Annotated in this window: 19 protein-coding genes; 11 read left to right on the top strand and 8 right to left on the bottom strand. The window is 67.8% G+C overall.

What is annotated here, in order from left to right; genetic code table 11:
• Positions 1-5: 5 nt before the first annotated feature.
• Positions 6-560, bottom strand: a complete 555-nt coding sequence (locus C8K30_RS27365) for a hypothetical protein (RefSeq protein ID WP_158281139.1) — start codon at positions 558-560, stop codon at positions 6-8.
• A 205-nt stretch (positions 561-765) separates the two neighbouring features.
• On the opposite strand from C8K30_RS27365, the gene C8K30_RS27360 reads away from it, so the two are divergent.
• Both C8K30_RS27360 and C8K30_RS27355 read left to right on the top strand, forming a co-directional pair.
• Positions 766-2,100 (top strand): sensor histidine kinase, encoded by a 1,335-nt coding sequence (locus C8K30_RS27360; RefSeq protein WP_158281138.1) that lies wholly within the window; start codon positions 766-768, stop codon positions 2,098-2,100.
• 42 nt (positions 2,101-2,142) lie between these two features.
• The gene (locus C8K30_RS27355; RefSeq protein WP_108496068.1) at positions 2,143-2,796 is read left to right on the top strand and encodes a response regulator transcription factor; all 654 of its coding nucleotides are present in this window, start codon (positions 2,143-2,145) and stop codon (positions 2,794-2,796) included.
• Between the two features lie 21 nt (positions 2,797-2,817).
• Here the strand turns inward: C8K30_RS27355 and C8K30_RS27350 are convergent, their stop codons facing one another.
• Positions 2,818-4,491, bottom strand: a complete 1,674-nt coding sequence (locus C8K30_RS27350) for an AbfB domain-containing protein (protein WP_158281137.1) — start codon at positions 4,489-4,491, stop codon at positions 2,818-2,820.
• A 205-nt stretch (positions 4,492-4,696) separates the two neighbouring features.
• Here C8K30_RS27350 and C8K30_RS31730 point away from each other — a divergent pair, with 205 nt between their 5' ends.
• The 3 genes from C8K30_RS31730 to C8K30_RS27335 all read left to right on the top strand — a co-directional run bounded on the left by C8K30_RS31730 (position 4,697) and on the right by C8K30_RS27335 (position 7,278).
• On the top strand, positions 4,697-5,890 hold the full coding sequence (locus C8K30_RS31730) for a sensor histidine kinase (RefSeq protein WP_158281136.1): 1,194 nt from the start codon (positions 4,697-4,699) through the stop codon (positions 5,888-5,890).
• Positions 5,881-6,519 (top strand): response regulator transcription factor, encoded by a 639-nt coding sequence (locus C8K30_RS27340; RefSeq protein WP_108496066.1) that lies wholly within the window; start codon positions 5,881-5,883, stop codon positions 6,517-6,519. The genes C8K30_RS31730 and C8K30_RS27340 overlap by 10 nt, the downstream gene beginning before the upstream one ends.
• 147 nt (positions 6,520-6,666) lie before the next feature.
• Positions 6,667-7,278 (top strand): hypothetical protein, encoded by a 612-nt coding sequence (locus C8K30_RS27335; RefSeq protein WP_146197612.1) that lies wholly within the window; start codon positions 6,667-6,669, stop codon positions 7,276-7,278.
• 170 nt (positions 7,279-7,448) lie between these two features.
• Here C8K30_RS27335 and C8K30_RS31060 read toward each other — a convergent pair whose 3' ends face one another.
• Positions 7,449-7,658: a hypothetical protein gene (locus tag C8K30_RS31060; RefSeq protein ID WP_199230733.1), complete on the bottom strand. Its 210-nt coding sequence runs from the start codon at positions 7,656-7,658 to the stop codon at positions 7,449-7,451.
• 18 nt (positions 7,659-7,676) lie between these two features.
• Positions 7,677-8,330 (bottom strand): serine hydrolase, encoded by a 654-nt coding sequence (locus tag C8K30_RS27330; protein ID WP_199230741.1) that lies wholly within the window; start codon positions 8,328-8,330, stop codon positions 7,677-7,679.
• 456 nt (positions 8,331-8,786) lie between these two features.
• Here C8K30_RS27330 and C8K30_RS27325 point away from each other — a divergent pair, with 456 nt between their 5' ends.
• The 3 genes from C8K30_RS27325 (at position 8,787) to C8K30_RS27315 (ending at position 13,128) form a co-directional block, all read left to right on the top strand.
• Positions 8,787-10,199 (top strand): AAA family ATPase, encoded by a 1,413-nt coding sequence (locus tag C8K30_RS27325; RefSeq protein WP_108496064.1) that lies wholly within the window; start codon positions 8,787-8,789, stop codon positions 10,197-10,199.
• Positions 10,199-10,819 carry a DUF4276 family protein gene (locus tag C8K30_RS27320; protein WP_108496063.1) on the top strand — a complete coding sequence of 207 codons (621 nt, stop codon included), beginning with the start codon at positions 10,199-10,201 and terminating at the stop codon, positions 10,817-10,819. Before C8K30_RS27325 ends, C8K30_RS27320 begins: the two co-directional genes overlap by 1 nt.
• A gap of 74 nt (positions 10,820-10,893) precedes the next feature.
• Complete coding sequence (locus C8K30_RS27315) at positions 10,894-13,128, top strand: 3'-5' exonuclease (RefSeq protein WP_233257515.1); 2,235 nt, start codon at positions 10,894-10,896, stop codon at positions 13,126-13,128.
• A gap of 9 nt (positions 13,129-13,137) precedes the next feature.
• Here the strand turns inward: C8K30_RS27315 and drmC are convergent, their stop codons facing one another.
• From drmC to drmA, 3 genes are read right to left on the bottom strand one after another with little or no spacing between them, the layout of a single operon-like run.
• Positions 13,138-13,866, bottom strand: a complete 729-nt coding sequence (drmC, locus tag C8K30_RS27310) for a DISARM system phospholipase D-like protein DrmC (RefSeq protein WP_108496061.1) — start codon at positions 13,864-13,866, stop codon at positions 13,138-13,140.
• A complete protein-coding gene (gene drmB, locus C8K30_RS27305; protein WP_108496195.1) occupies positions 13,850-15,889 on the bottom strand; it encodes a DUF1998 domain-containing protein in 2,040 nt (679 codons plus the stop codon). Before drmB ends, drmC begins: the two co-directional genes overlap by 17 nt.
• Positions 15,882-19,667, bottom strand: coding sequence for a DISARM system helicase DrmA (gene drmA, locus C8K30_RS27300; protein ID WP_108496060.1), 3,786 nt, complete (start codon positions 19,665-19,667; stop codon positions 15,882-15,884). Before drmA ends, drmB begins: the two co-directional genes overlap by 8 nt.
• A 181-nt stretch (positions 19,668-19,848) precedes the next feature.
• Between drmA and C8K30_RS27295 the strand changes: the two genes are divergently transcribed.
• The 3 genes from C8K30_RS27295 to C8K30_RS30515 all read left to right on the top strand — a co-directional run bounded on the left by C8K30_RS27295 (position 19,849) and on the right by C8K30_RS30515 (position 21,347).
• Positions 19,849-20,310, top strand: a complete 462-nt coding sequence (locus tag C8K30_RS27295; protein WP_108496059.1) for a hypothetical protein — start codon at positions 19,849-19,851, stop codon at positions 20,308-20,310.
• Positions 20,311-20,386: 76 nt separating this feature from the next.
• Positions 20,387-20,833: a helix-turn-helix domain-containing protein gene (locus tag C8K30_RS27290; protein WP_158281135.1), complete on the top strand. Its 447-nt coding sequence runs from the start codon at positions 20,387-20,389 to the stop codon at positions 20,831-20,833.
• Entirely contained in the window at positions 20,826-21,347 is a 522-nt protein-coding gene (locus tag C8K30_RS30515; protein WP_146197611.1) for a hypothetical protein, read from the top strand. The genes C8K30_RS27290 and C8K30_RS30515 overlap by 8 nt, the downstream gene beginning before the upstream one ends.
• Positions 21,348-21,415: 68 nt before the next feature.
• Here C8K30_RS30515 and C8K30_RS27285 read toward each other — a convergent pair whose 3' ends face one another.
• On the bottom strand, positions 21,416-22,750 hold the full coding sequence (locus tag C8K30_RS27285; RefSeq protein ID WP_108496057.1) for a recombinase family protein: 1,335 nt from the start codon (positions 22,748-22,750) through the stop codon (positions 21,416-21,418).
• Positions 22,751-22,886 lie beyond the last annotated feature (136 nt).

Here is a 22,886-nt window from a genome sequence, read left to right as displayed (position 1 = left end):
ACCGATCAGTACGCGCGGAACGTCTCGACCGTGTTGTTGCCGTAGCCCCAGAGGAACAGGCGGCTGTTGTCGAGCGTGCGAACACTGACTCCAAGGTCCAGGCCCCGCACCGCCCAGGTACCTGAACCCCCCACGTTGCGGTAGTCAGCGGGCGAGATGTAGATCCGCTCCGAGAACGTCGCGTTCTTGTCGGGCGAGCTGCCGGTGCGGATGCGGCGCAGGTCCGCGACCACGTACGCGGCGTCGCCCCCGTGGCTGCCGACGTAGAAGGCCAGGCCTCCCCCGGCGAGCATGCGGTGGTTGCACCGCACCTTGCCCTGGACGGTGACGTAGCCGGGCAGGTTCTTGGCCGCGATCGGGTAGACGTCGACGCGGCAGCGCGCTTCGACGAGCTCGCCCGTGTAGAAGTTGACGTACGAGTCGCGCACCACGAGGTCGTCCTCCCACGTGGCGGCGCTGGCCGGAGCGGCGGCCATGACCGTGGCGGCCGCGCCGAGGGCGAGCATGCCCGCGAGCAGCCTGAGTGCCCGCGGCCTGATTCCGTTCTTCAGCTGGTTCATCTCGATCTCCTGGGTGTGGTCAGCAACCCTCTCGGCTGCCAGTGGGACCACCCTTCCGGGCGCCGCCGCACGGCACATCGGACGACCGGGTACGGACGGTCACCCGAACGGGCACCTCGGACCGCCCGGACGGGCAGGTCGCCGCCGGCCAAGTTCACCCGCGAGGACGGCGCGCGGCACCGCGGGCCGGCCGTACTGTCGCCGCATGCACGACCCACAGCCGTTCCACGGCTCCCCGCCGGCGGCGTCGTCCCGCACCCCGGCGGCGTCGTCCCGCACCCCGCCGGACGAGCGTGCGGCGTGGTGGCCCCGCTGGGTGCCGTCGGCGATCGCCACGACGCATCCCACGGTCTGGTCGGTCGTCTGGACGTGCGTCCTGGCGCTCCTGTGCTTGTTCAGCTCCGTGGTCGCCTGGTCGTTCGGGGTGCCGCTGCAGGACGGCGCACCCGCGTTCGGCGTCACCGGCATCCTCGCGATGCTCGTCCTGCCGCTTCTGTCCTGGGGCGTCGTCGTGCGCAAGCGGTACCCCGTCCAGCTCACCCTGGTCGCGTCCGCGATCCCGCTCGCGCTGCCCTACGACTCCCTCACCGCCCTGGTCGCGCTCGTGACCGTGGTGGCGACCCGGCCCTGGCGCACCGTCGTCTGGTGCACGGTCGCCGCTGGTGCGGCCACCGCCGCGGCAACCCTGCGCGACGCCGCCGGAGATCCGACGGACATGATCTGGACCACCACGGACCCGGCCACGGGCGAGCTGTCCTACCCGTTGCCCGGCACGTTCGTCGCCATCGGCGTGCTGTCCCTTGCGGTCGCGTTCGGTGTCGGCTACGCCCTGCGGGTCCGACGTCGGGCCGCGGTCGCCGAGGCGCGGAGCGTCACCCAGGAGGCGGCGACCGCCGTCCTGCGTGACCGGATGAACCGGCAGGAGGAGCGCGATCTCATCTCGCGGGAGGTGCACGACACCGTGGCCTACGCCCTCGGCCAGATCTCCCTGGAGGCGTCCGCCCTCGAGGTGGGGCCACACGCCGACGACGACGAGGTCGCGGAAGCTGCGCGCCGCATGCGGTCGGCGTCGCAGAAGGCGAACTCCGAGCTGCGCGCCCTGCTCAGCCTGCTGCGCTCGGGCAGCGAGGGCGGCGGGAGCACGTTCGAGAGCCTGACCACGCTCCTGACGAACCTGCGCGAGCAGGGCGGCCTCGTCAGCGCCTCGATCTTCGTCACCGACGGGCAGACAGCCGCGCCGGTACTGGCGCGAGCGGTGTACCGGATCGTGCAGGAATCGATGGTCAATGCGCTCAAGCATGCGCCCGGCCGGCCGGTCGACGTCACCGTCCGTGCCACGCCGGCCGACGGCGTGTCGATCACCGTGGTCAACCCCACGACCCCGGGCGCGGCGATCCAGACTGTCGGCACCGGTTCCGGCATCACCGGCATGCGGGAACGCGCGGACCGGATCGGCGGCCTGCTCGAGACCCGGCACGTCGGCGGCGTCTTCACGGTCCAGGCTCACCTGCCCTGGGTCCGGCAGGAGGTGACTGACTAGCCTTACCTGCGACGATGCCGAAAACCCCCCTAGGCTGCCCGTGTGACGCGCGTACTCCTCGTCGACGACGACCCTTTCGCCCGGTCGCTGCTGGCCACGATCCTCACCCGGCAGGGCATCGACGTGGTCGGCCAGGTGTCGGACGGCGACGAGGTCGCCGAGGCCGTAGACCTGCACCACCCCGACGTGGTGCTCATGGACCTCGTCATGCGCCGCGTGGGCGGTATCGAGGCGATCAGCGCCCTGCAGCGGCGCGCGAACCCGCCAAGGATCGTCGCGCTGACCTCGTTCGCGCAGGACGAGGCGGTGCACGACGCGCTGCGGGCGGGCGCCGTCGGCTTTCTTGTCAAGGACGAGAACCCCGAGAAGATCGCCGACGCCGTCCGCGACGCCGCGGCGGGGCACGGCGCCCTGGACGGCGCAGCCGCCCGGATAGTGGTCGACCGCATCGTCGCCGACGGGCGCGACACCCGCCGCGCGGACGCCGTCCGCCGTCTCGCCGCCCTCACCGACCGCGAGCGGGACGTCGCCGCCTGGGCGGGTGAGCTGACGAACGACCAGATCGCGGCCCGGGTCCACCTGTCCGCCTCGACGGTGAAGCAGCATCTCAGCAGCGCCCTGGCCAAGCTCGGCCTGAACACGCGGGCCGAGCTGGCCGTGCTGGTGGACCGGGCAGGGCTGACCGCGCAGCGGTAGCGGAGCACCACCGCTACGGGTTCAGGTGGTGACCCGGAAGGTCGCGTCAGCGCGCCCGGTCGCGTCGCTGATCGGGTCGATCCGCAGCAGGTTGTTGGCGTGCCGGAGGTGGCGGTCGGTGTAGTTGTGGGACCGGAACGAGGTCCACGCGCCATCGGCCAGGCCCGCCACCCGGGCGAAGGTGGCGTCGGCGGCGAAGGTCGACGATCCGTCGTTCGGGTCCAGCCGGCAGTCGAAGTCCCAGTGGCGCAGGTAGTAGCCCGGGAAGTTCGACGCCTCGAACGAGACCCCGGCCGAGCTCGCCAGGCCGGGCACGAGCCGGAACTGCGCGTCCGCGGCCGGGCTGACGGCGGCGTCCAGGCGCACGTCGAAGTTGCTGTGCCGCACGTACCGGTCCTGGAAGTTGTAGGACTGCACCCGGTTCAGCGCGGACGGCGTCCGCTCCCGCGTGTAGACGAGGGTGCCGAAGCCGAGGGTGTCGAAGCCGCCCGAGTTGGTGCCGTAGTCGCCGCCGCCGCCTTCCGGGCTGTTCTGCTGGACCATCTGCAGGACGTTCGGCAGGGCCATGCCGCGCCGGCCGTAGTAGTGGTGGTAGACCGTCTCCCAGACCGCTCGGACCTCGCCGCGGCCGCCCGCCCCCAGCACCGTCTGCTCCTGGTACGCGCAGTTCTGGCCGGTCCCCCAGCTGTACGTGGTGAACGGCAGGTCGTCGTAGCCGAGGTTGTACCGGGCGACGTACTCGGCGGCCTTCGCGAAGGCGTTGCCGCGGGCCGAGTACAGGTCGATGCCCTGGTTCCAGGCCATCTCCATGAACGTGCCCATCAGTCCGATGCCCATCATCGAGTGCGCCTGGTCGCGGCCCGACTCCTGCCACTGCGCGAGGTTGCCGTGGATGAACGGGATGGCGTTGTTGATCGAGCCGTTGCCGCCGCCGTTCCAGAAGTAGTCGACGGCGCGGTTGATCAGCGTGTTGTTGTCGGTGAGGATGCCGCAGGCCAGGACGTTGCACATGTTGCACAGGTCCCAGTTGGCCCAGTAGTTGGTGATGCACGCGTCGTTGTGCTCGTTCAGGAACCGGTCGCTGAGCGGGTAGAACACGTTCAGCATCATCTGCTGGAACCGGGCCAGGTCGAACCCCGGTGCGCCGCGGAGCATCTCCGCGGCGTTGCAGAACTGGTAGCCGTAGATGCCCGACGCCAGGTACCGGTCCGCGTTGCCGGTCAGCGTGGTCAGGGTCCCCGACCAGGCGTTGCAGATGTTGACGGCGGTGTCGCGGTAGGCGGTGTTGCCCGAGACCCTCCACCGCAGAGCGTTCTGGTAGGCCGCGTGAATGTCGTTGTAGAGCTGCGGGTAGTTCTGACCGTCGCCGCCGCGGATGATCGTGGCGGTGGGCCGCGGCGCCCAGGTCGACTGGGCGTGGCCGTTGGCGATGAGCTTCTCCCAGCCCGCGCGCCACGGCTGGGTGTTGGTGCTGACCTTCGCGTACATGCGGTCGAAGTCGGCCTGCGTGTGCAGCATGCCGGGATGGGATGCGGCCTGCGCGGCGGGCGCGCCGATCGTGAGGCCGCCCAGCCCGGCGGCGGCCAGTCCCCCGACCGCGAGGGCGCCGGTGAGCAGGTCCCGCCGTCGGACGGGCATGCCGAGGAGAACGTTATCCTGCTGGTCGGTCGTGTCGTGACTATCGCGATGGGACATGATGCTCCTTTGCATCAAGCGGCGTTGCGATGCCGGGGCAATGTCGCCGTGCGCCCTCGGCGGCCCAACGTGGGAACGTTTTCCCGGATGTCACCGTAGCCTTCGTATGGGTGATTTTCAACCCATAGCGGGCACGTCTCCCCCGCCTGGGCGCGCTGTGGTTTACCGCAGTCCGCGCGGCCGGCGTCGTCCCTATCCTGGCGAGGTGAAGCCCGCCCCGCCCGTATGGCGCAGCACCCCTGCCCGCATCTTGTGGGGCGCGGCCCTCGGCGCTCTGACGTGGCCGCTGGACCTGGCCTGCGCTGTCGTAGCGCTCGTCGGGGCGCGGCGCCCGACGCCGCCCGGGCCGGTTCGGGCCCTGGTCGCCTGGCACCGCCGTCGTACGGCGCGCTTTCTCGGCTGGGCCGACGACGGCGCCCCGCTCACCACCCGACGTGCCGCCGGGTATCTGCTGGCGCGGGTCGGGGTCGGGCTGGTGGGCACGCTGGTGCTCGGGCTGCTCGCCTACGGGCTGTTCGCCGCGGTGGCGGGGCTGCTGTCGTGGCTGTTCGACATCCGGGTGACGGTCGTGGACCCGGAGTCGAGCGAGGGGCTGACGACGGGCGCCCTGCTCGCGATGGTGCCCGTAGGCCTGGTGCTGCTGTACCTGGACCTGATGGGGCTGGTCGGGGTTGGGCTGCTCGACCGGGCTGCGGCCGCTCGGTGGTTCTCTCCGAGCCGCAGCGAGCGCCTGGAGGCGCAGGTCGAGTCGCTGACTGTCAGCCGGGCGGACCTGCTGGCCGCCCTGGACGCGGAACGCGGCCGGATCGAGCGGGACCTGCACGACGGCGTGCAGCAGCGCGCCGTCGCCGTGGGGCTGCTGGTGAACCGGGCACGGCGGGCTGTCGCTCCGGGGTCTTCTGGGGCTCTGTTGCTGGAGCAGGCCGGGCGGGAGGCGGAGCGGCTGGTGACGGACCTGCGGGACGTCGCGTGGCGGGTGCGGCCCACGACGCTGGACACGCACGGGCTGGAGCCGGTGCTGCGGGAGCTGGTGGCGCATGCGGCGGTGCCGACGGTGCTGGACTGGGGTGCGGCGGGGCGGCTGCCATCTGGTGTGGAGACGACGGTGTACTACGTGGTGGCGGAGGCGCTGACGAATGTGGCGAAGCATTCGGGGGCTGGGGAGGCGAGAGTCTTGGTGTCTGTTGCTGGTCAGGCTGTTGGGTCTGATGACGGGCGCCCGGACGGGGGCGTCGTGCACGTGGTGATCAGCGACGACGGCGTCGGCGGCGCTGTGGCGCGACCCGGCCACGGGCTCGCGGGACTGGCTGGGCGGGTGGCTGCCGCGGGCGGGGCGTTGGGCGTGGTCAGTCCCGTGGGTGGGCCCACCAGGATCGAGGTGACGCTGCCGTGCGCGTGATGCTGGCGGAGGACTCCGCCCTGCTGCGGGAGGGCATCCGGAGCCTTCTTACGGATGAGGGGCACGACGTCGTCGCTGCCTACGGCTCCGCTGAGCCCCTGCTGGCGCGGCTGGGGGCCGAGCGGCCCGACGTCGTGGTGCTGGATGTGCGGATGCCGCCCACACATACCGACGAGGGTGTGCGGGCGGCGGTGCGGATCCGCGAGCGCTGGCCGGAGGTGGGGATCTTGGTGCTGTCGCAGTATGTGGAGCGTGGGTTTACGCGGGTGCTGCTGGGTGATGAGGCGCGGGGTGTGGGGTACCTGCTGAAGGACCGGGTGATGGGGGTCGACGACTTCTTGGATGCGTTGGATCGGGTGCGGGCCGGGGGGCTGGTGCTGGATCCGGAGGTGGTGGGGCAGCTTCTTCGCGATACCTCGCATGCGCTTGGTGGGTTGACCGAGCGGGAGCGGGCTGTGCTGGGGCTGATGGCCGAGGGGCGGACGAATGCGGGGATCGCTCGGGCGTTGTTCGTGTCGACTTCGGCGGTGGAGAAGCATTCGAACGCGATCTTCGACAAGCTCGGGTTGCTGGCGGAGGACGGGTACAACCGGCGGGTGCTGGCGATCTTGCGGTGGCTGGAGTCGTGAGCTCGACAGGGCACTGGCTGTCACGATCGTGGAACGGCCTGGTGCGGTGCGGAACCCGCCTCCCTGCCCACGACCCGGCGCCGTAGGGGTGTGGATAACCACCGCGCGTTCGTGGCTGACCTCCAACGTCGCTCATATGCTCGGGTCATGTCCACGACGCGAGTGTTCGACATGTCCCTGCCCGCCGGTTCCGTCGTTGCCCTCGATGACATCCTGCCGCTGATGAAGGCCATGCCGGCCTCCTGGGCGGACGGGTCGGAGCTCCGCTGGGCAGAGCATGCCTGGGGCGTCCTGGAGTCCGAGGACCTGACCACGTACCAGGACCCCGTCGAAGAGGTCCAGGTGCTCTGTCGGCTGCTCACCCTCACCGCGGTCGTCCGGGCCTTCTCGGATCTCGCGACCGGCGCGCGCGTCAACTGGAAAGGTGCGTTGGGCACAGGACCGCAGTCGATCGCCGTGGCTCTGGACCAGATCGCCCTGGGACGGCTGGTCGAGCGGCTCGGTGTGTACGGCAGCTTCGGCGCGCGGGAGACCGCGGCGGGTCTGGCCGCGGTTGTCGCCCGTGAGGAGTGGGAGGAAGTGACCGGAGCCCTTCGCCACGTGCTGGGCGACACAAGGCTCTTCGGGAGTCTCTGGGCGACCAGGTGGTCCGACACCACATATCCGCTCGACGACGGCGCGCTCGAAGATGTCGCAGGCGAGGGCAGCGCCGACAAGGCGAGGGCTTTCGAGTGGATCACCGAAGGTATGCCGCTCTGAGGTCCTGAACCGAACGGGAGCTGCCGGTGCATGGCCGATAGCCGACGGTGGACATGGCCAGCGGTCGCTGGCTGTCCCGGGGCGGCCGGAGTGGTGCACTCTCGCGGGTCGTTGACAGACCTGGTCTGGCTTGCCCGTGGTCTGATCCGGAGGAGTGACCTGGCTGCCCGTCACGTCAGGCAGTACGCCGCTCCGGTGGCGGCCGCGAAGGAGATGAAGCCGTCGCCGTTGCCGGAGGCGAGCAGCATGGTGAGGCTCCGGCCGTCGTCGCGCCGGTAGGCGTAGGTGACGTAGCCGAGAAGCTGCCCGCCGTGGCCCCAGATCTGGCCGCCACAGGGCAGGTCGAAGCGCTCCAGGCCGAGGCCGTAGTGAAAGCCCATGCCCATCGGGACGGTGGTTCACATCTGCGCCAGGGACTCCTCACTGATCAGTTCGCCGCCGAGGAGCGCGTCGAAGAAGACCTGCAGGTCGCGAGTCGTGGAGACCATCTCGCCGGCAGCCCAGTCGAGGGAGACGTTCTGCTCGGTGACGTCCACGCTCCGGCCGTCCTCGAGCGTTGCGGTCGCGTGGATGGCTGGTTCTGGGACGGTTGGTTCGGTGCCCGGAAACGAGGTCCCTGTCAGGTTCAATGGCCGGAGGATCCGGTGCTCGATCACGCTGCTGTACGGGTGCCCGGTGACAGCCTCGATGAGCTTGCCCGCCACGATGTAGTTGGTGTTCGAGTAGCGGAAATCCGCTCCCGGCGCGAAGTACGGCTTGTGCCCGATGGCGGCGTCCAGCAGCTGGTCGGGCGAGAAGGTGGCGAAGCGCGCATCGCCGCGCCACCGGTTGGTGGACCAGCCCTCCCCCTTCATGTAGTCGTACAGCCCGCTGGTGTGGTTGAGGATCTGCCGCACGGTGATGTTGGCGCCGTTCGGCACGACCCCGGGTAGGTAGGTCCCGATGGGGGCGTCGAGGTTGATCCTGCCTTCGTCGACGAGCTGCAGGATCGCCGTTGCCACGAAGGTCTTGGTGATGCTGCCGATCCGGAAGTGTTCTGTGCCCGACGGCAGCGCGGTGCCGCTTGGCTGTGGGGAGCCGGACGTCCAGGTGCTGGCAGGGCCCCGGTTCGGTGGCGGTGAGGAGGGTCGACGAGGTCGACGCCGCCGCGCTCGCCGTGACTGCGGCGAGCACCTGCCTGCGCGCGAACGTCAGGGAGACGCCTACCGCTGTTGTCGCCGCGACAGCGACGACCAGGAGGACCGCGATGACACGCCGGGCACGGCGAGGTCTGGGAGTCGTAGACATGCCGTTCAACCTAGGAAAACGGGGCCAGGAGAAGACTGTGGAAAGCCACACGACAAGATGCGGAGACCCCTTGTTGTTGCGGAGTACATCCCCGCGGGGAATGGAACCGAGGCATACACCCGTTCGCACGCACCGGTCGGGTAGCGGAAACCGGTAAAGGCAACCGACACGCGGACCGCCACAACAGAGCCGGTCAGTGACCCCACAGGTAGGGTCGATCCGTGCTGACCCGACTGGAGATCGACGGGTTCAAGAACCTGCTCGGATTCGAAGCGGACTTCGGTCCGTACACCTGCATTGCCGGGCCTAACGCGGTCGGCAAGTCGAACATCTTCGACGCAATCCGGTTCCTGTCGATGCTGGCGGACACCACGTTCATCGAGGCTGCCTCGCGAGTACGCGCCATCGATGGCGGGCCGCCCGACCTATCCCTGTTGTTCTGGGACGGGGCAAAGCCCGGCGAGCCCCGGAAGATGAGGCTCGCTGCCGAGATGATCGTGCCCCGAGAGGTCACCGACGACTTCGGACGGCTGGGCGCTACGACGACGACGTATCTCCGCTACGAACTCGAGCTCGAGGACGTACCGACGGCCGTAGAGTCCCATGGCCGCACGGGTGGGATCCGGCTCCTGCACGAGAGCCTGACCAGCCTCACTACAGACATCCCGGGCAAAAGGATGCCGTGGCTACGCAGACGCGACAAGTTCCGTCAAGCCCTGATCACGAGCGGGAGTGAGGGCACCGACCTCATCTCGACGCTCACGGAGGATGACGGTGAAGTCGCTGTTCTCGTTCATCCAGACGGTCACGACGGCCGGCCCCAGAAGTCCCCCGCACGCAGAGCACCTCGGACCGCGGTGAGCACAACGACGACGATTGAGGCGCCCACCATCCTCGCGGCCCGCAATGAGATGCGGCTCTGGAGCCTGTTGGCGCTGGAGCCTTCCGCGATGCGGCAACCTGACGAGGTCACTTCACCGACGACGATCTCCGAGAACGGCGCGCATATGGCCTCGGCGCTGAGCCGGATGGCCGCGCTCGACGACGGCGCGGCGTACGAACGAGTCAAGGCCACAGCCTCGGGGTTGACCGACGTCCGCGAGGTCGATGTCGACTCTGATGAGAAGCGCGAGCTACTCACCCTGTACGCAGGCATAGGCCCGGGGCGAACGGTCCCCGCCCGCAACTTGTCCGATGGAACCCTGCGGTTCCTGGCCCTCTGCATCATGGTCGAGGATCCTGACTTCGGCGGCGTGATCTGTATGGAAGAACCTGAGAACGGCATCCATCCCGCTCGGATGCGTGCCATGGTCGACCTCGTCCGCAGCCTGGCTGTGGACCCTGACGAGCCTCTTGACTCCGCCAACCCCGTGCGCCAGGTCATCGTGAACACCCACTCGCCGCGGTTCGTAAGCATGCAGAACGCCGAAGACCTCGTCTTGGCGCTCAACACCACGGTCACCCGGGCTAATCGCGCGGCCACAACACTTCGCCTCCATCCCATGCGCGGTAGCTGGCGCGCCGAGAGGGCGCGCCTCGCCCTGTCCAAGGCTGACGTCGAGGCGTACCTGGTCACGCAAGACGATGATCAGCTCGTCGTCGACTTGACCACCGGCACCGGAGCCGACGCTTGATGGGGCTCCGTTCAGTCTCGTTCGTGTTCATCGGTGAGGGCACAAGCGACTACCCATTGGTCGGCATCCTGAGCGAGCTGGTCAGACGAGCCGGCGCGGACGAGGTGGAGGGGCTGCCGCGACAGTGGCCCGGCTCCTCGAGGGAGAAGCTCGCTGAGCTCACCAAGGACACAGCCACGCCCTTTGACCTTGTCTTCCTGCATCGCGATGCCGATTCCATGGACCCGACTCCGCGGATCGAAGAGGTGCGCACCGCGCTCACCGAACAGGGGATCAGGGGTGTGCCCGTGGTCCCGGTCCAGGAGACGGAGGCGTGGCTACTCACCGACGAGCAGGCGATCCGCGACGTCGTCGGGCGCAGCCGTGGACGCGCAGCACTCGGCCTGCCGAGCGTCAGAAGGATCGAGCAGACCAGCAACCCCAAGGAGATTCTTGCGGACGCGTGTGTCCGAGCCAGCGAGGCGAGCGGAAGGCGTCTGAAGCAGGCACGCGGCCGGTTCAACGATCACCGTCGCGTCTTGCTCGACCGGCTCGACCTCGACGGTCCGGTCACCGAGCTGACCTCGTTCCGTCACCTGGTCGAGGACACCGAGCGGGCAGTTCGTTCCCTGCGCGGGTAAACCTGCTGCTCAACATCACGACCAGCGGCACCTAAGCCGAGATTTCCGGATCCGGGCGACGTATCCTGCCTGGTGTGCCCCACGTGACACTCGGACCGCCGCAGCGCCCTGTACTCGACGGAAGCGTGCGCGGAAAAGCGTTCACGTTCCTCGAGAAGCTCCGAACGGACGACACCACGTCTGGCCTGCACATCGAGCCAATCACGGGGACCTCCGACCCACGTGTACGCACCGGACGCGTCGACCAATTTTGGCGCGCTGTCCTGGTGAAGCTGACCGCGTCGAGCAGCGGTGAGGCCCACTACATCTACCTCGGCACCTACCCGCACGACGATGCGATCGCCTTTGCGAAGAAGGCCCGCCTGCAGGTGAACCCGGCGAGCGGCGTTCTTGAGCTGCTACGGGAGCAAGCCCCCGCCCCGTCATCCGACAGCTGGCTGCCCGATCAGCCGAGCGACTGGAGCGCGCCGCCGAGTGCATCACCTGCCACCGGCCGTCCGGCGATCCTCGCGCGCTACGGCATCTCTCGCGCCGACCTGCTGGACCTCGGCATCGCCGAGGACCTCGCTGACCGGGTGATCACCGAGGCCGACGAGAACGCGCTGGCGGATCTCACGGATAACGCCCCAGCCACGTGGCAGGGTGAGGCACTGCTCGAACTGGCCGCGGGCACTCCCTTGGCGGAGGTACGTGCCCTCTACGACCTACGCCCGTCTGCCGGAGACCCGACGTCGGACCAGAGCGTGCTCGAGGCCCTTGAACGCCGTGCCACCCGTATGGAGTTCGCCTACGTCGAGGACGATGCGGTGCTCCGTGACGCCATCGAGGATCCGGACTTCGGACGCTGGCGCCTGTTCCTCCATCCGGAGCAGAGCCGTTATGCGGAGCAGTCGATGAGCGGCTCGTTCCGGTTGTCGGGAGGTGCGGGCACCGGCAAGACGGTGGTGCTGCTGCATCGAGCACACCGGCTTGCGGCGTCGAACCCCACAGCGCGGATCGTGCTGACCACGTTCAACCGCACCCTCGCCGAGACGCTGCGAGCGCAGCTGGCGCTCCTCGCCCCCTCCGCCCCCATTGCGACCACCCCGGGGGAACCCGGGATCTACGTGGGCACCGTCGATGCCATCACCTGGCATCTGGTAGACAGCGCGGCACGGATCGGACTTCCGGTCCATGCTGCGCTCAGTGTGATCGGCGGACCACGGCAGGGGTCGCTCCTGGACACCACGAAGGAGCAGGTATGGCGAGCGGCGCTCAAGGAGGCGGGCTGGGAACTTCCCGAATCGCTCCGCGCCGTTCCATTCGTTTCTGCCGAGTACGCGCATGTGGTCCTGCCCGGCCGCATGACGACACGTGACGATTACCTGCGCACGAACCGTGAGGGTCGGGGCGTTCGGCTGAGCAGGCAGCATCGCTCAGCAGTCTGGGACGTGATCGAGGCGTACCGCACCCGGTCGGCCCACGCGGGGACAACGGACTACGACGAGCGGGCACTGATCGTCGCTTCCGCCCTGGACATGCTGGCTGCCAACGGACGTCCTCGGCTCGCCGATCACGTGCTCGTCGACGAAGCCCAGGACCTCAGCCCCAGCAGGCTCCTGCTCCTGCGGGCACTGGTTGCGCCCGGCAGCAACGACCTGTTCGTCGCAGAGGACTCCCAGCAACGCATCTATAGCCAGCATGTGGTTCCCAGCCACCTGGGCATCCACCTGACGGGCCGGTCGCGCAGGCTCACCCTGAACTACCGCACAACAGCACAGACACTCCGGTACGCGGTGGGCGTGCTCGGCGGCGAGCCCATGATCGATATGGAGGAGACCGACACCTCCTCTCTTGGCTACCGCTCCTCACGTGTGGGCCCCCCGCCTCAGGAGTATGGCTTTGACCAGCCAGACGAGGCGTACGAGGCCGCCGCGAACATTCTGCGGGACTGGCTCGGGGCAGATGACGATCCTTCGAATCTGGCGGTACTCATCCGTAACCGACAAGAAGGGGAGAACCTGTCCATCGACCTCGTCGAGCGTGGGCTCCCCGCCAAGTACGTCGGGAACCGCGTCGCACTGGGCAAGGGCAACGTCCCGGTCATGACGATGCACCGCGCCAAGGGCATGGAGTTCCGGCGGGTGCTGTTGTTCGGTGTGTCATCCGATGTCATGCCGGCCGGTGTCGACAAGGTTCCGCACGACGAACGCACGGAGAAGCTGCAGCAGGAGCGTTCCTTGCTGTATGTGGCCGCCACCCGGGCCCGGGACCAACTCGTGATCATCTGGGACGGCAAGAAGAGCGAACTACTTCCCAATACGGAGTAGGGCCCCACGTCAGCGCTCGACGACCTCGTACAGCACGTCCTCCGCGTCCCGCATCTCCCGCTCCACACGATCGGCCAGGCCCGGATCGTCGATTCGCACCCCGAGCTCGACGTTCCCATTCTCGGCGCTCCAGGAGAAGTTCGCGCTGGTGACCACCACGAACCGGTGGTCCACCGAGAGAAACTTCGCGTGATTGCGCACCGGCTTCCCGTCAAAGTCCCGAGTCCGGAACACCTCCCCAGGCGCCAACCACTCCGCAAGTTCACCGGCCGAGGGACCAGACGCATCAGCGCTTGCACCAGCGTCGACGTACACGCGCACCCCAACCCCGGACCGCCGTGAAGCAGCCTGCAGCGCGCCCCACATCCCCGAGGACCGTTGGAAGTTGAACGTCGAGCACACCACCGATTCCCGCGCGCCCTCGACCAGACGCACCAGCGAGGTGGTCAGGCCGCCTCCGCCTGCAAGGTGGCCGGGCATCGTCCAAATTGTCTCGACGCGCCGCGTCACCGAGCGCGCGCCTTCGACGCCGCGCAGCACGGCCACGAGCAGGTCCCGGTCGAGGCGCAGCCCAGCGACAGACACCAGCTCCAGCGCCCGGGGTCGCCGCTCCAGGTCCACCATCGAGAACGCTGACGACACAGACTCCTCGTCTTCCAAAGCCGTCGCGACAAGCCGCGCCTCGGTCCCGGTCAGGAGGGCGCCGAGAGCGCGCAGCGCCTCAGCCCGCGAAGTCAAAGAACCCAAGCCCCGGCGCCCCAGGCAGATCCAGAAGGAATCGCCGGTCGAGGAACCGATTGGCGCGCTCGCACGACGTCTCCGACGCCATCGCGCAGGTGTGGCACGCGGCGCCGTGCAGGAAGTCCTCCGGATCCTTCGGCGTGCGCTGCGCACACACCGGGTCGGACGAACATCGCTTCGCTCGCTCCAGCGCCCGCTCGGTCACCCGCCATAGCTGGTCCGGCCGCGAAAGCTGTACGAGCCCACCCAGGGTCCCGTCCGAGTCCGACGCCGTCGTGATGATCATCAGCCCTGCGGCAGGCGGCCGGTCCTCGTTCGGCGCCCACGCATAGATCCGCTCCGTGAGCGACGCGGCCGAATACCCGGAGTACATTGCCATCTCTCGGATCAGCACGTGCGAGAGGGTGTGCAGCAGCCAGTACCGCGGGGGCAGGAGCCTGCTGTCCGGGTCTACGTCCTTGGAGGTCTCCGAGTACCTCGCGTTGAAGTTCCGCTCGTGGGCGGCGCGGTGCGCTTTCCACAGGTCGGTCGCCTCGATCTTCGTCTCCCACCGCCCGACGGCGTCCTCGTCGAGCTGAAGGTAGATTCCCTCGCCACGATCCTCGGTCGCCACCGCCCACGTAGGTCGACCACTCCGGGTCAGTGGAGCGATGCGCGCGGGCATGTCGTTGGCCCGTTCCATCTCGTCGATCCGTGTGAAGCCGACGACTGCGTTCACCTTCCGCAACCGGTCGATCGAGAGCACCCGTGAGACCGAAAACTTCTCCAGTTCGACCTGAACGTCCTGCTTCGTCAGCGCAAGCCCACTCTGCTTGTCGGCCTCGTGCTGTGGCCCAAGCGGCTCCTGCTGCAGGTAGTTCCACTCCGGGACAAGGAGGTCGATCGGGTCCCACTTCTCGAGAGCCTCGTACACCTCCTCCTCGGTTGGCTCAGGCGCCAGAGCCTGTTCCACAGCCGTGCGAAGCTGCTCATCCGACCATGCCGCGAGCTCCGAGTCTTCGTCCTCCAGGAACTCGCGGATTCGGTCAAGCCTGTCCTGGTACTTCTCGACCCGCTTGTGCCCTGCCTCCGTGACCAAGAGATACCCCAGGTCATTGGCCGCCGCACCAGCCGACTCGGACTCCGGCATCACCACGATCGATTGCGTCGCAGGGAACCATAGGTTCGACGCGCCGAGCAACATCAGCCGCGTGGCATTTCTGCAGCCCCTGGGATCGAACATACCGAGGTGCGGGTGCCGCCCGCGGCACCGCGGCAGCTTGTCCCGGCCGGCCTCGCCCTGAGCAGCGTTCATCGGACGGGACTGACCGCAGGCGCCACAGTGCACAGTCGCCGACGCGCCCTTACCCACCGTGCGCTCAGTCATCTTCAGCGGCGCGCGCTCGACACCCGCCGGGCAAGCCTCACCGTGGTGAACCCACCAGTCGTAGGGGAACTCGTCGATGTGACCGTCCGGGCAGGCCAACAGGAATCGAGCAGGCACTGCCTGCCGGGGAACCTTGCTCGGCTTCCCGCGATGCCCTGGGCACTTCGCGTGTTCGAAGCGGGCCATGTCAGGCCGGAACGGATTGGTGTTGACGTAGTTGAACCGGGTCAGCGGCGCGAGGAGGTCACAGCCGGTGCAGCGCAGCCACTGCGGAAACACCCTCGACGGCACCCCAAGATCGTCACCCTCCTTGGACGCCTGGTTCCGCTTCGGTGCCCACGGAAAGGGCCTCAGCTCCCGAACGCTGAACTGCCCCGGAAATCGTCGAACGGCATCGAGGAGGCGCGGCGCGTAGACGGTGGGGATGCTGCCACGGCGCGCCCAGATCCGGTCCCAGTCATCGAGCCCTGCAGGCATCACGGTGAAGTGCGGGAGGTCCATGATCGCGCCCGGGCCGTAGTTGTAGAGCAGGTTCGACGGTCGTGCCGAGCCGACCCTGGCACGGTTCTTGGTCGCCTTCTGCGAATCGACCGCATCGAGATCGCCGAGCGGATCGAGGATGTCGCCCACGGGCTCATCAAGGGTGTCAGTCATCTGCGCCACCGTTCGTCTCGCCAGGAGTCGCAATCATCCACTCCGGTTCTGCGTACAGCTCTCCCGCCATGAGCTTTTCGTTGATCGGACTCACGAGGAGATTGATCTCCGGCTGCACCTCACGCATCGAGTTGGCCACGGTGAACGGAACGCTGTCGATCCCTTGGTCCGCTCGGGAGTTCTCAGGCGATAACAGGAGGGCGCTCTGTTTGGTTTCGTCCCGCACCTTCTCATAGACCAGGCCGTGGTGCTTCTGTGCCACGACCTTGCGACGCGCAAGCCACTGCCCGAGCCTGTTCTTCAACCGCTCGGAGACCTCGTAAGCGGCTGCCTCACCCCCAGCAATCGCTGCACGGGCAACGATCCGTTCGATCAGTTCCTCGACGCGCGGGGCAGCATCATCGATACGTCCGGCAGCCCTTTCCGGCGACAAACCGTTCTCACGGGGCGCCTCGAGGACTCGAGCAGCACTGATGAGAACGCCGTCCAAGGACCTCTCAAGGGACGTCAGCGAGTATGGCGTAACCGACAGCGGTTCCACCTGCGAGTAGAACGTCTCGTGGTAGTGCCGGAACTGCTCGAAGTGCGCCAGGTCGCGCGGCCGAGCCCAGTTGCCGAGGGCTACCACGAGACCTGGCCAGCGGGGATCCCGGCCAACACGGGAGGATGCCTGGATGTACTCCGCCGTGTTCTTGGGCTGCCCCACCATCAGCATGAGGCCCAGTCGCGTCACATCGACACCCACCTGCAGCATCGACGTGGCCAGCACGACGTCGAACGGGTTCATGTCGCGCCGTTCAAGAGTCTGCCCGGCCTTGGCCTTGTCACCACGCTCTCGACGCGCTTCGGTCGAGTCGTGGGCGGGGTCGAACGCCACGGCCATCTGGTCCAGCGTCGTGGTGATCTCGCTGCTCGCAACACGCGACGTCAGCTCAGCTACGTTCAGCGAGTTGAATGCAGTACCGAACCTCGTCGGGAAGTACTTGCCAGGTCGCTTCTTCCGGATCGCCGTCTGCACATCGTCGGCCACATACCGCGCCATACCGGCGAGCTCGCGTGTCGCATTGAAGTACCCCACGAGGGTGAGATACGGATCCGCAGCCTTACCCGCTCGGTCGATCAGCAGCTGCCCAGCAGACAGCAGGTTGCTCGTGACCACGATCTCCGCCGCGGTCAGCCGGACTCCGGTCGTGCTTACTCCCACGTATCGACGTCCCGGCGTCGACGGCGTTACCGGGACCTCGCTGGAGAAGAACGTGTCGGCCACATCCAGCACCTGCGGCGGGAACATGGTCACCTTGCGCCCGTAGAGGCCCCGGATCTGGTCGACGGCGTTCCGCACCGTTGCGGTCGAGGCCACGACAAGCGGGCGTACCGGGGAGCCCGAGGCGTCCTTCCAGGTGGTGAGCACGTCCACGGCCATCTCGAACGCGCCCACAGCCGTTCCAAGTGCCCCGGTGATCAGGTGGAGCTCGTCCTGGATGATCAGGTCCGGCGGACGAAGCCGGTCAGCTCGCCGCAATCGAGCCGACGGGTACGCGTCCTTGCGGGGGTGCATCCCGCCCAGCTGAATATCGCACCCCTCGTAGTCCTCGTGCACGTATCCGTGACGATCGCAGCGACGACCGACGTACCCAAACAGTGACGCGGCCTCACCCTCGCGAGCCAAGCGCGCGAACTTGTCGACCGTCGCGATCACGAACGCCGGGGTGAGGCGATAGATCTCCTCGTCAACGGTCAGGACAGGCAGCCCCTCCCCGTCACCGGCGCCCTCCGCGAACGGGCAGTCCCCGAACGCATCGCCGCAGAACACGAGCACCCGCCGCGCGACCGGATCACCCTTGACGTGCCTGGCACCCTCGATCAGGGTGCCGCACCACGGGCAACGCTGAAGCTGCAGCACCGTGAGCCCGTACTTGCTGTTCAGCTCGTTGGCCTTCTTGAGCTGCTCCTCGGCCTCCTTGTACCGCTTGGGCGACACCGACGTGCCCACCCACAGCCCGATCCGGAACGGCACGTCTCCCCACACCTCCGGGGCCCGCCGGCGCTCCACCTCCGCCGCGCAGATCAGCGCCGTGGCGCGCTGGAACTGCTGTGCGGTCAGGAGCCGCAGGGTGTAGCGCATAAGGACGGCGACACCGTCACCACCATCGAGTTTGCCATCCACGCTCTCGACGACGCCCTGCCGACGCCGCACCGCGAACGCAAAAGCGGCGAGGCCGAGGTAGGCCTCGGTCTTGCCACCGCCGGTCGGGAAGAACAACAGCTCAGCGCTCGCGGCCTCCCCCGATCGCCGCGGAAGACTAGGCACGGCCAGCGCCTCGACCTGCATGAGCACGAACGCCAGCTGGAACGTGCGCCACGAGTGCGCCTCGGGTCCGCGGCTCTCGACCTCGGACCGCGCGGCCGCCAGGTCGAGCTCCGGCTTCTCGGCGCGCAGGGCCGCAACCTGGGACTGGATGCGCTGGTCTGCCATCACCTGGTTCATGAACCGGAAGCAGCGCAGCGCCTCCTCGTCCCCGAGCAGGAAGTCCAGACCGCGCTCTAACTGTTTGGCGACCTTGCGGGCGTCCTGGATCGCGTCCTCTGCCACCTCCCGCAGATGATCCGGCAGCTCCGCCGCCACCGAGTCCTGGGTCCCGAGCCATTCCCGGTACCCCGCCACGATCGGACGCAGGCCTGCGTTCAGCTCCTCGACCGGCGTCGAGGCCAGAATCGTCATGTCGAGCAGCGCGCCCTCGATCTCGCGCGCCTGCGTCTGCGGGGTCTCTGCGACCGGGAGCCAACGCGTTCGAACCTGCGTGGCGCGCCGCGCCCCTGGCTCCACCGTCCAGTCGACCGAGCAGGTCCGACCGATCGCGAACTCCAGCCTGTCCCGGTACTGCAGCTGCAGCCGTGCGAGCTCGTTCTCCGCGTCCAGCGTCGACTCCTGCAACACGTCGTTGACGGGAAGAAAGGCGTCCCTGCCCTCCGCCTCGACATGGAGCTGTGTCTGGTACATCCACGCGTCCGTCGGGATCTTCCGGGGCGTCTCACGGTCGTTGCACAGCGCGACCTCGACGATGCGGCAGTGCACGGAGTCCACCACGTCGATCTGGAGCAGCACCTGCTGCTCGAGCCAGACCTTCTTCGTCTCGCCCGGGGTGAGCGAGCCGACTTCGACCGACTTCGAGTAGTCATGTGCCGTGCGCCGATACCGGCGGACCTGCCGCCCGCTCGGAGTGACCTCACCCGAGACCTCGGCTCGGTATGAGCCCCACGAGGCGTGCACGGTGACACGATCCTGGGTCAACGGCACCTGAAAGCGCAGCCCCATCGACGCCGGAATCATCAAACCCTTGCGGATCGGAGCGTCCTCGACCCCGTCGTCGTCCGCCGAGGCAGGGTCTTCGCCTGTCGTGGACATCGGGACACCGCGGAGCTGGTCGGCCTCATCGCCGGATACGATCTCGTCGTCAGCATCTTCTGCATCGGCCTGGTGTACGGGGCCCTTCCCGACAAGCTTGGCCGGCGCGATGCGCCCCACCAGATAGAGCGCATCAGGCTGCGCTTCGAGCGCCTCGTCGTCCCCGTGGGCGGGACCGAGGAGCTCGCGCTCCAGGATGTCGGACAGGTTCTCCCGTACGGTCCACGAGTCCCACTCCCCCGCGGGATGGTGCGAAAGCTCGTACTCGCGCGCCTCCTTGGACAGCTCGGGCGCTGCGGCCGAACCCGCCGCTCCGGCGGTCGAGCCGGTACCGGCAGTCGAGCCTGTCGAGACCCCGCTCACCTCGATCATCCTTCCGTCGACACTGCGTACTGGCTGGTCACCGTCACGGTACCCGGCAGTTGGCGACCTCGGCGGGTGAACGGATCGGCGTGGGGAACTTCAGCCGGATGATCCTGACGCGCTACCGCGCGCTCCCCTCCGCAACGAACTAGAGTTCTTGCGGCAAACCGAACAGCGCAGAAGGAGGCAGATGGACCCGCGCGACTACCGGATGTCGAGGTGCACGGATCCGTCGAACGCTCCGCAACAACTTCACTGGGCTGTCGTCAGCGACACCAGGGTGGAACGCGAGCTGGTCACCGCCGTGCTGCCGCACGTCCCACGCGCCGCCTTGCCGGACGCCATCGCCGACATCAAGGCGGTCTTGCAGCGCATCACGACGTGTCAGGCTATCGATCCGGATGACGTCAAGAACATCACGCGTGACCGGAACCTGTTCGAGGTTCGATTCCAGCTCGAGTCCTTCGGCCTTCTGATCCGCATCTACACAGCAGAACTCCCGGAGCTCCCGCACCACGTGCTTGCGCTGCACGTGCACCAGAAGGTCATTGGAGTCACCGACGACGAGACTGCCGACCTGCAGAACGCCGAGATCGACATCGCCAGCAGGCGGCTGGCGCTCGGGCATGCCACCAGGTGGGGGCTGCCGTGATGCGGATCAACTCTCAGCAGGGTATCGCGAGCGCGCGGCACGATATAAGGTTTACCTTGTACTAGGAGGTGGCTACATGAACCCGGATGAGATCGATGCCCTACTGGCATCGCCTGAGACGGCCCTGGCAGAAGCACTCGCGCAAGAGGACCAGCACCTCCTGCATTCGCTGGTCATGCTGCGTCGTGAGCTCGGCCTGTCCCAGGCGGCTGTCGCTGAACGCATGGGTGTGAGCCAGGCTGCTGTCAGCCTGTTCGAGCGTGTCGGAAACGACCCTCGGATGTCGACCGTTCGTCGGTACGCACGCGCGCTCGAAGCGATGGTCCATCACAAGGTCGACCCGGCAGGCTGTGGGGACACGAGCGCTTCGGAGTCCATCACACATTTCAGCACCGAGGGTGTCTCGAGCGCGCCAACAGCTGCCGCAGCGTGGGGCGCTCAAGTGCCGAGTACCTTCGTCGAGCAATGGGAGCCCCTCCCCGCCAGTGCGGGTGAGTACAACGTCGGGGCAAGCCATGACTGACAGCACCGCACCCATGGGCAGTTCTGCTAAGAACCCGGTCAACGTGTTTCCCGATGGTTCCCCGTCCGCGGCACTCGGAGGGGTGCAGGTATTCCAGGCAACCATTCAGGGCCGGCTCCCTGGTGGACGGCCTGCGTCGGACGAGCAAGACCTGAATCTGCACATGTTCTGCGTGCCTGCCGAAGACGGAGACGAAGCGTCCTTCGCTCTTATCTCCGACCTCCAGGTCTCCAAGGGTCCTTGGTTTCTCGCTGTCTCCGCCAGCAGCGCCCTCCTCTTTAGGAACAGGACTGACGCCCCCGCTCCAAACGTTGACGGAGCCAACGCACTTCTCAAATCGCTTGGGCCGTGGGCGTCACATGCTCTCTACGACCACCTAGCACTCACGGCACGGACCCTGCTGGCCGCCGTTCCGGGATGCCCGATTACGATCCCCGTCGAGACCCCGCACCCCCACCTCACGGAGATCCGGAAGGGACGTCCGGCGAGCAAGCAAGAGACCGACGAGGTCTGACCGCGGCTACTCGGCGGCGCGAGCGTGGTTGAGTTCCAGGGGCCGGTCCGGGATCCCCACTCGGGCAGCTATCCGGCGGTAGGTGTGGGGGCCGGCTTGGCCCGCGCGGCCCCATGCGCTCCGGCAGGCACGGTTCCCGGACGCCACCGCAGCAACACACGCTCGGCATCGAAGTAGCGCCCGACGACGCCGCGGCGGATCCTCAGGCTCTCAAGCTGGGTCCGGAGGATCTCGCGCCGGGCCAGCTCGTCAGTACCGGCCGCGTCCCAACGGTCCTGGACGGTGGATCCTGCGCAGGGTTCGTCTCCGCGCTCGGCGAGGAGCCGGTTCGTGAGGTGTGGGTCGAGCGGCACACGGCTCAGCGTCTGCCGACACTTCGGGCAGTAGAGGACAGGCTTCTTCTGGTTCGTCCCGCGGTACATGAACACGTCGCAGTCGTCGCAGAGCGCGACGCGCGACAGGAACGGGCTGGTCGTGTCCCTCTCGGGCCGCTTGCGGGATTGTGGGCTGTCGCGCGCGTCGAGGATGCGTTGCACCTGCGTGAACTCGTCGAAGGTGATGATCGCGAGCGACTCGTCGATCACGGGGACGCCGTGAGGATCGCGGACGACCGCAAACGGGTCTGCCCGCTTATCGCTCCTCGCCCGCCCCGGGTTGTGGGGCGTCATCCCGGCCAGGATCGGGTTGCGCAGCAACTGTTCGACGGTTTGACGGTTCCACGCGACGTTCCCCGGGTCGAGCCGGGGCTTGCGTCGGATGGGGAGGGGCGCGCCCCGGTCGGTGAGCCATGTCGCGACGGCGTTTACTGTCTCGCCGCGCTGTGCGAGGCGCACGGCTTCGCCGAGCCAGCGGATGCGCTCGGGATCCTTGACCAGCATCCGGCCAGGTCCATCTGGGTTTGCGGTTGAGCGGTAGCCGTAGGGAATGCCACCGCCGACGAAGCGACCGTCCTTGATCAGGTGGGCGCGCGCTGCGCGAACGCGAGCCCGGATCCCCTCGGCCTCCATCTCCCCGAACACGGCGAGCATGACAGCGAAGGCACGGCCCTGCGGGCTGGTCATGTCGATTGGGTCCTCGACCGCAACGAGACCCGCGCCGCGCTTCTGGAGCGTATCGTCCGCATGAAGGAAGTCCAAGACGCGGCGCGCGAGCCGGTCGACCTTCCAGATGACGACAGCGTCGAAGCCGTCCGCGGCGACAAGTGCCGCCCATCCCTTGCGGTCCTCGGGGCTGTTGACGGTCGCCGAGACGCCGTCGTCGATGTACTCGCCGACGACCTCCCACCCGCGCGCCTCGGCATACCTGCGTCCAGCCTCCAGCTGACGGGCGATCGAGACAGACTCCTCCTTCGTGACGCTGAGCCGGGCATAGAGGACACATCTACGTACTCTGCTGATATTCACGACCGCTACTGTGCCCGACCTGCGCTGATACGGAGGTGTGTGACCTCACTCCTGCAGACGAAGGGCACCCTCGGCCTGATCGCCACGAACACGGTGGCCCAGGGCGACACACGCGAGGTTGGACTGGACGCGATGG

Origin of the sequence: Promicromonospora sp. AC04, from assembly GCF_003058225.1 — a bacterium.
Taxonomy (GTDB): Bacteria; Actinomycetota; Actinomycetes; order Actinomycetales; family Cellulomonadaceae; genus Promicromonospora.
Note: the sequence above shows the minus strand (reverse complement) of the source record. Positions and strands in the feature narration are given on the sequence as shown.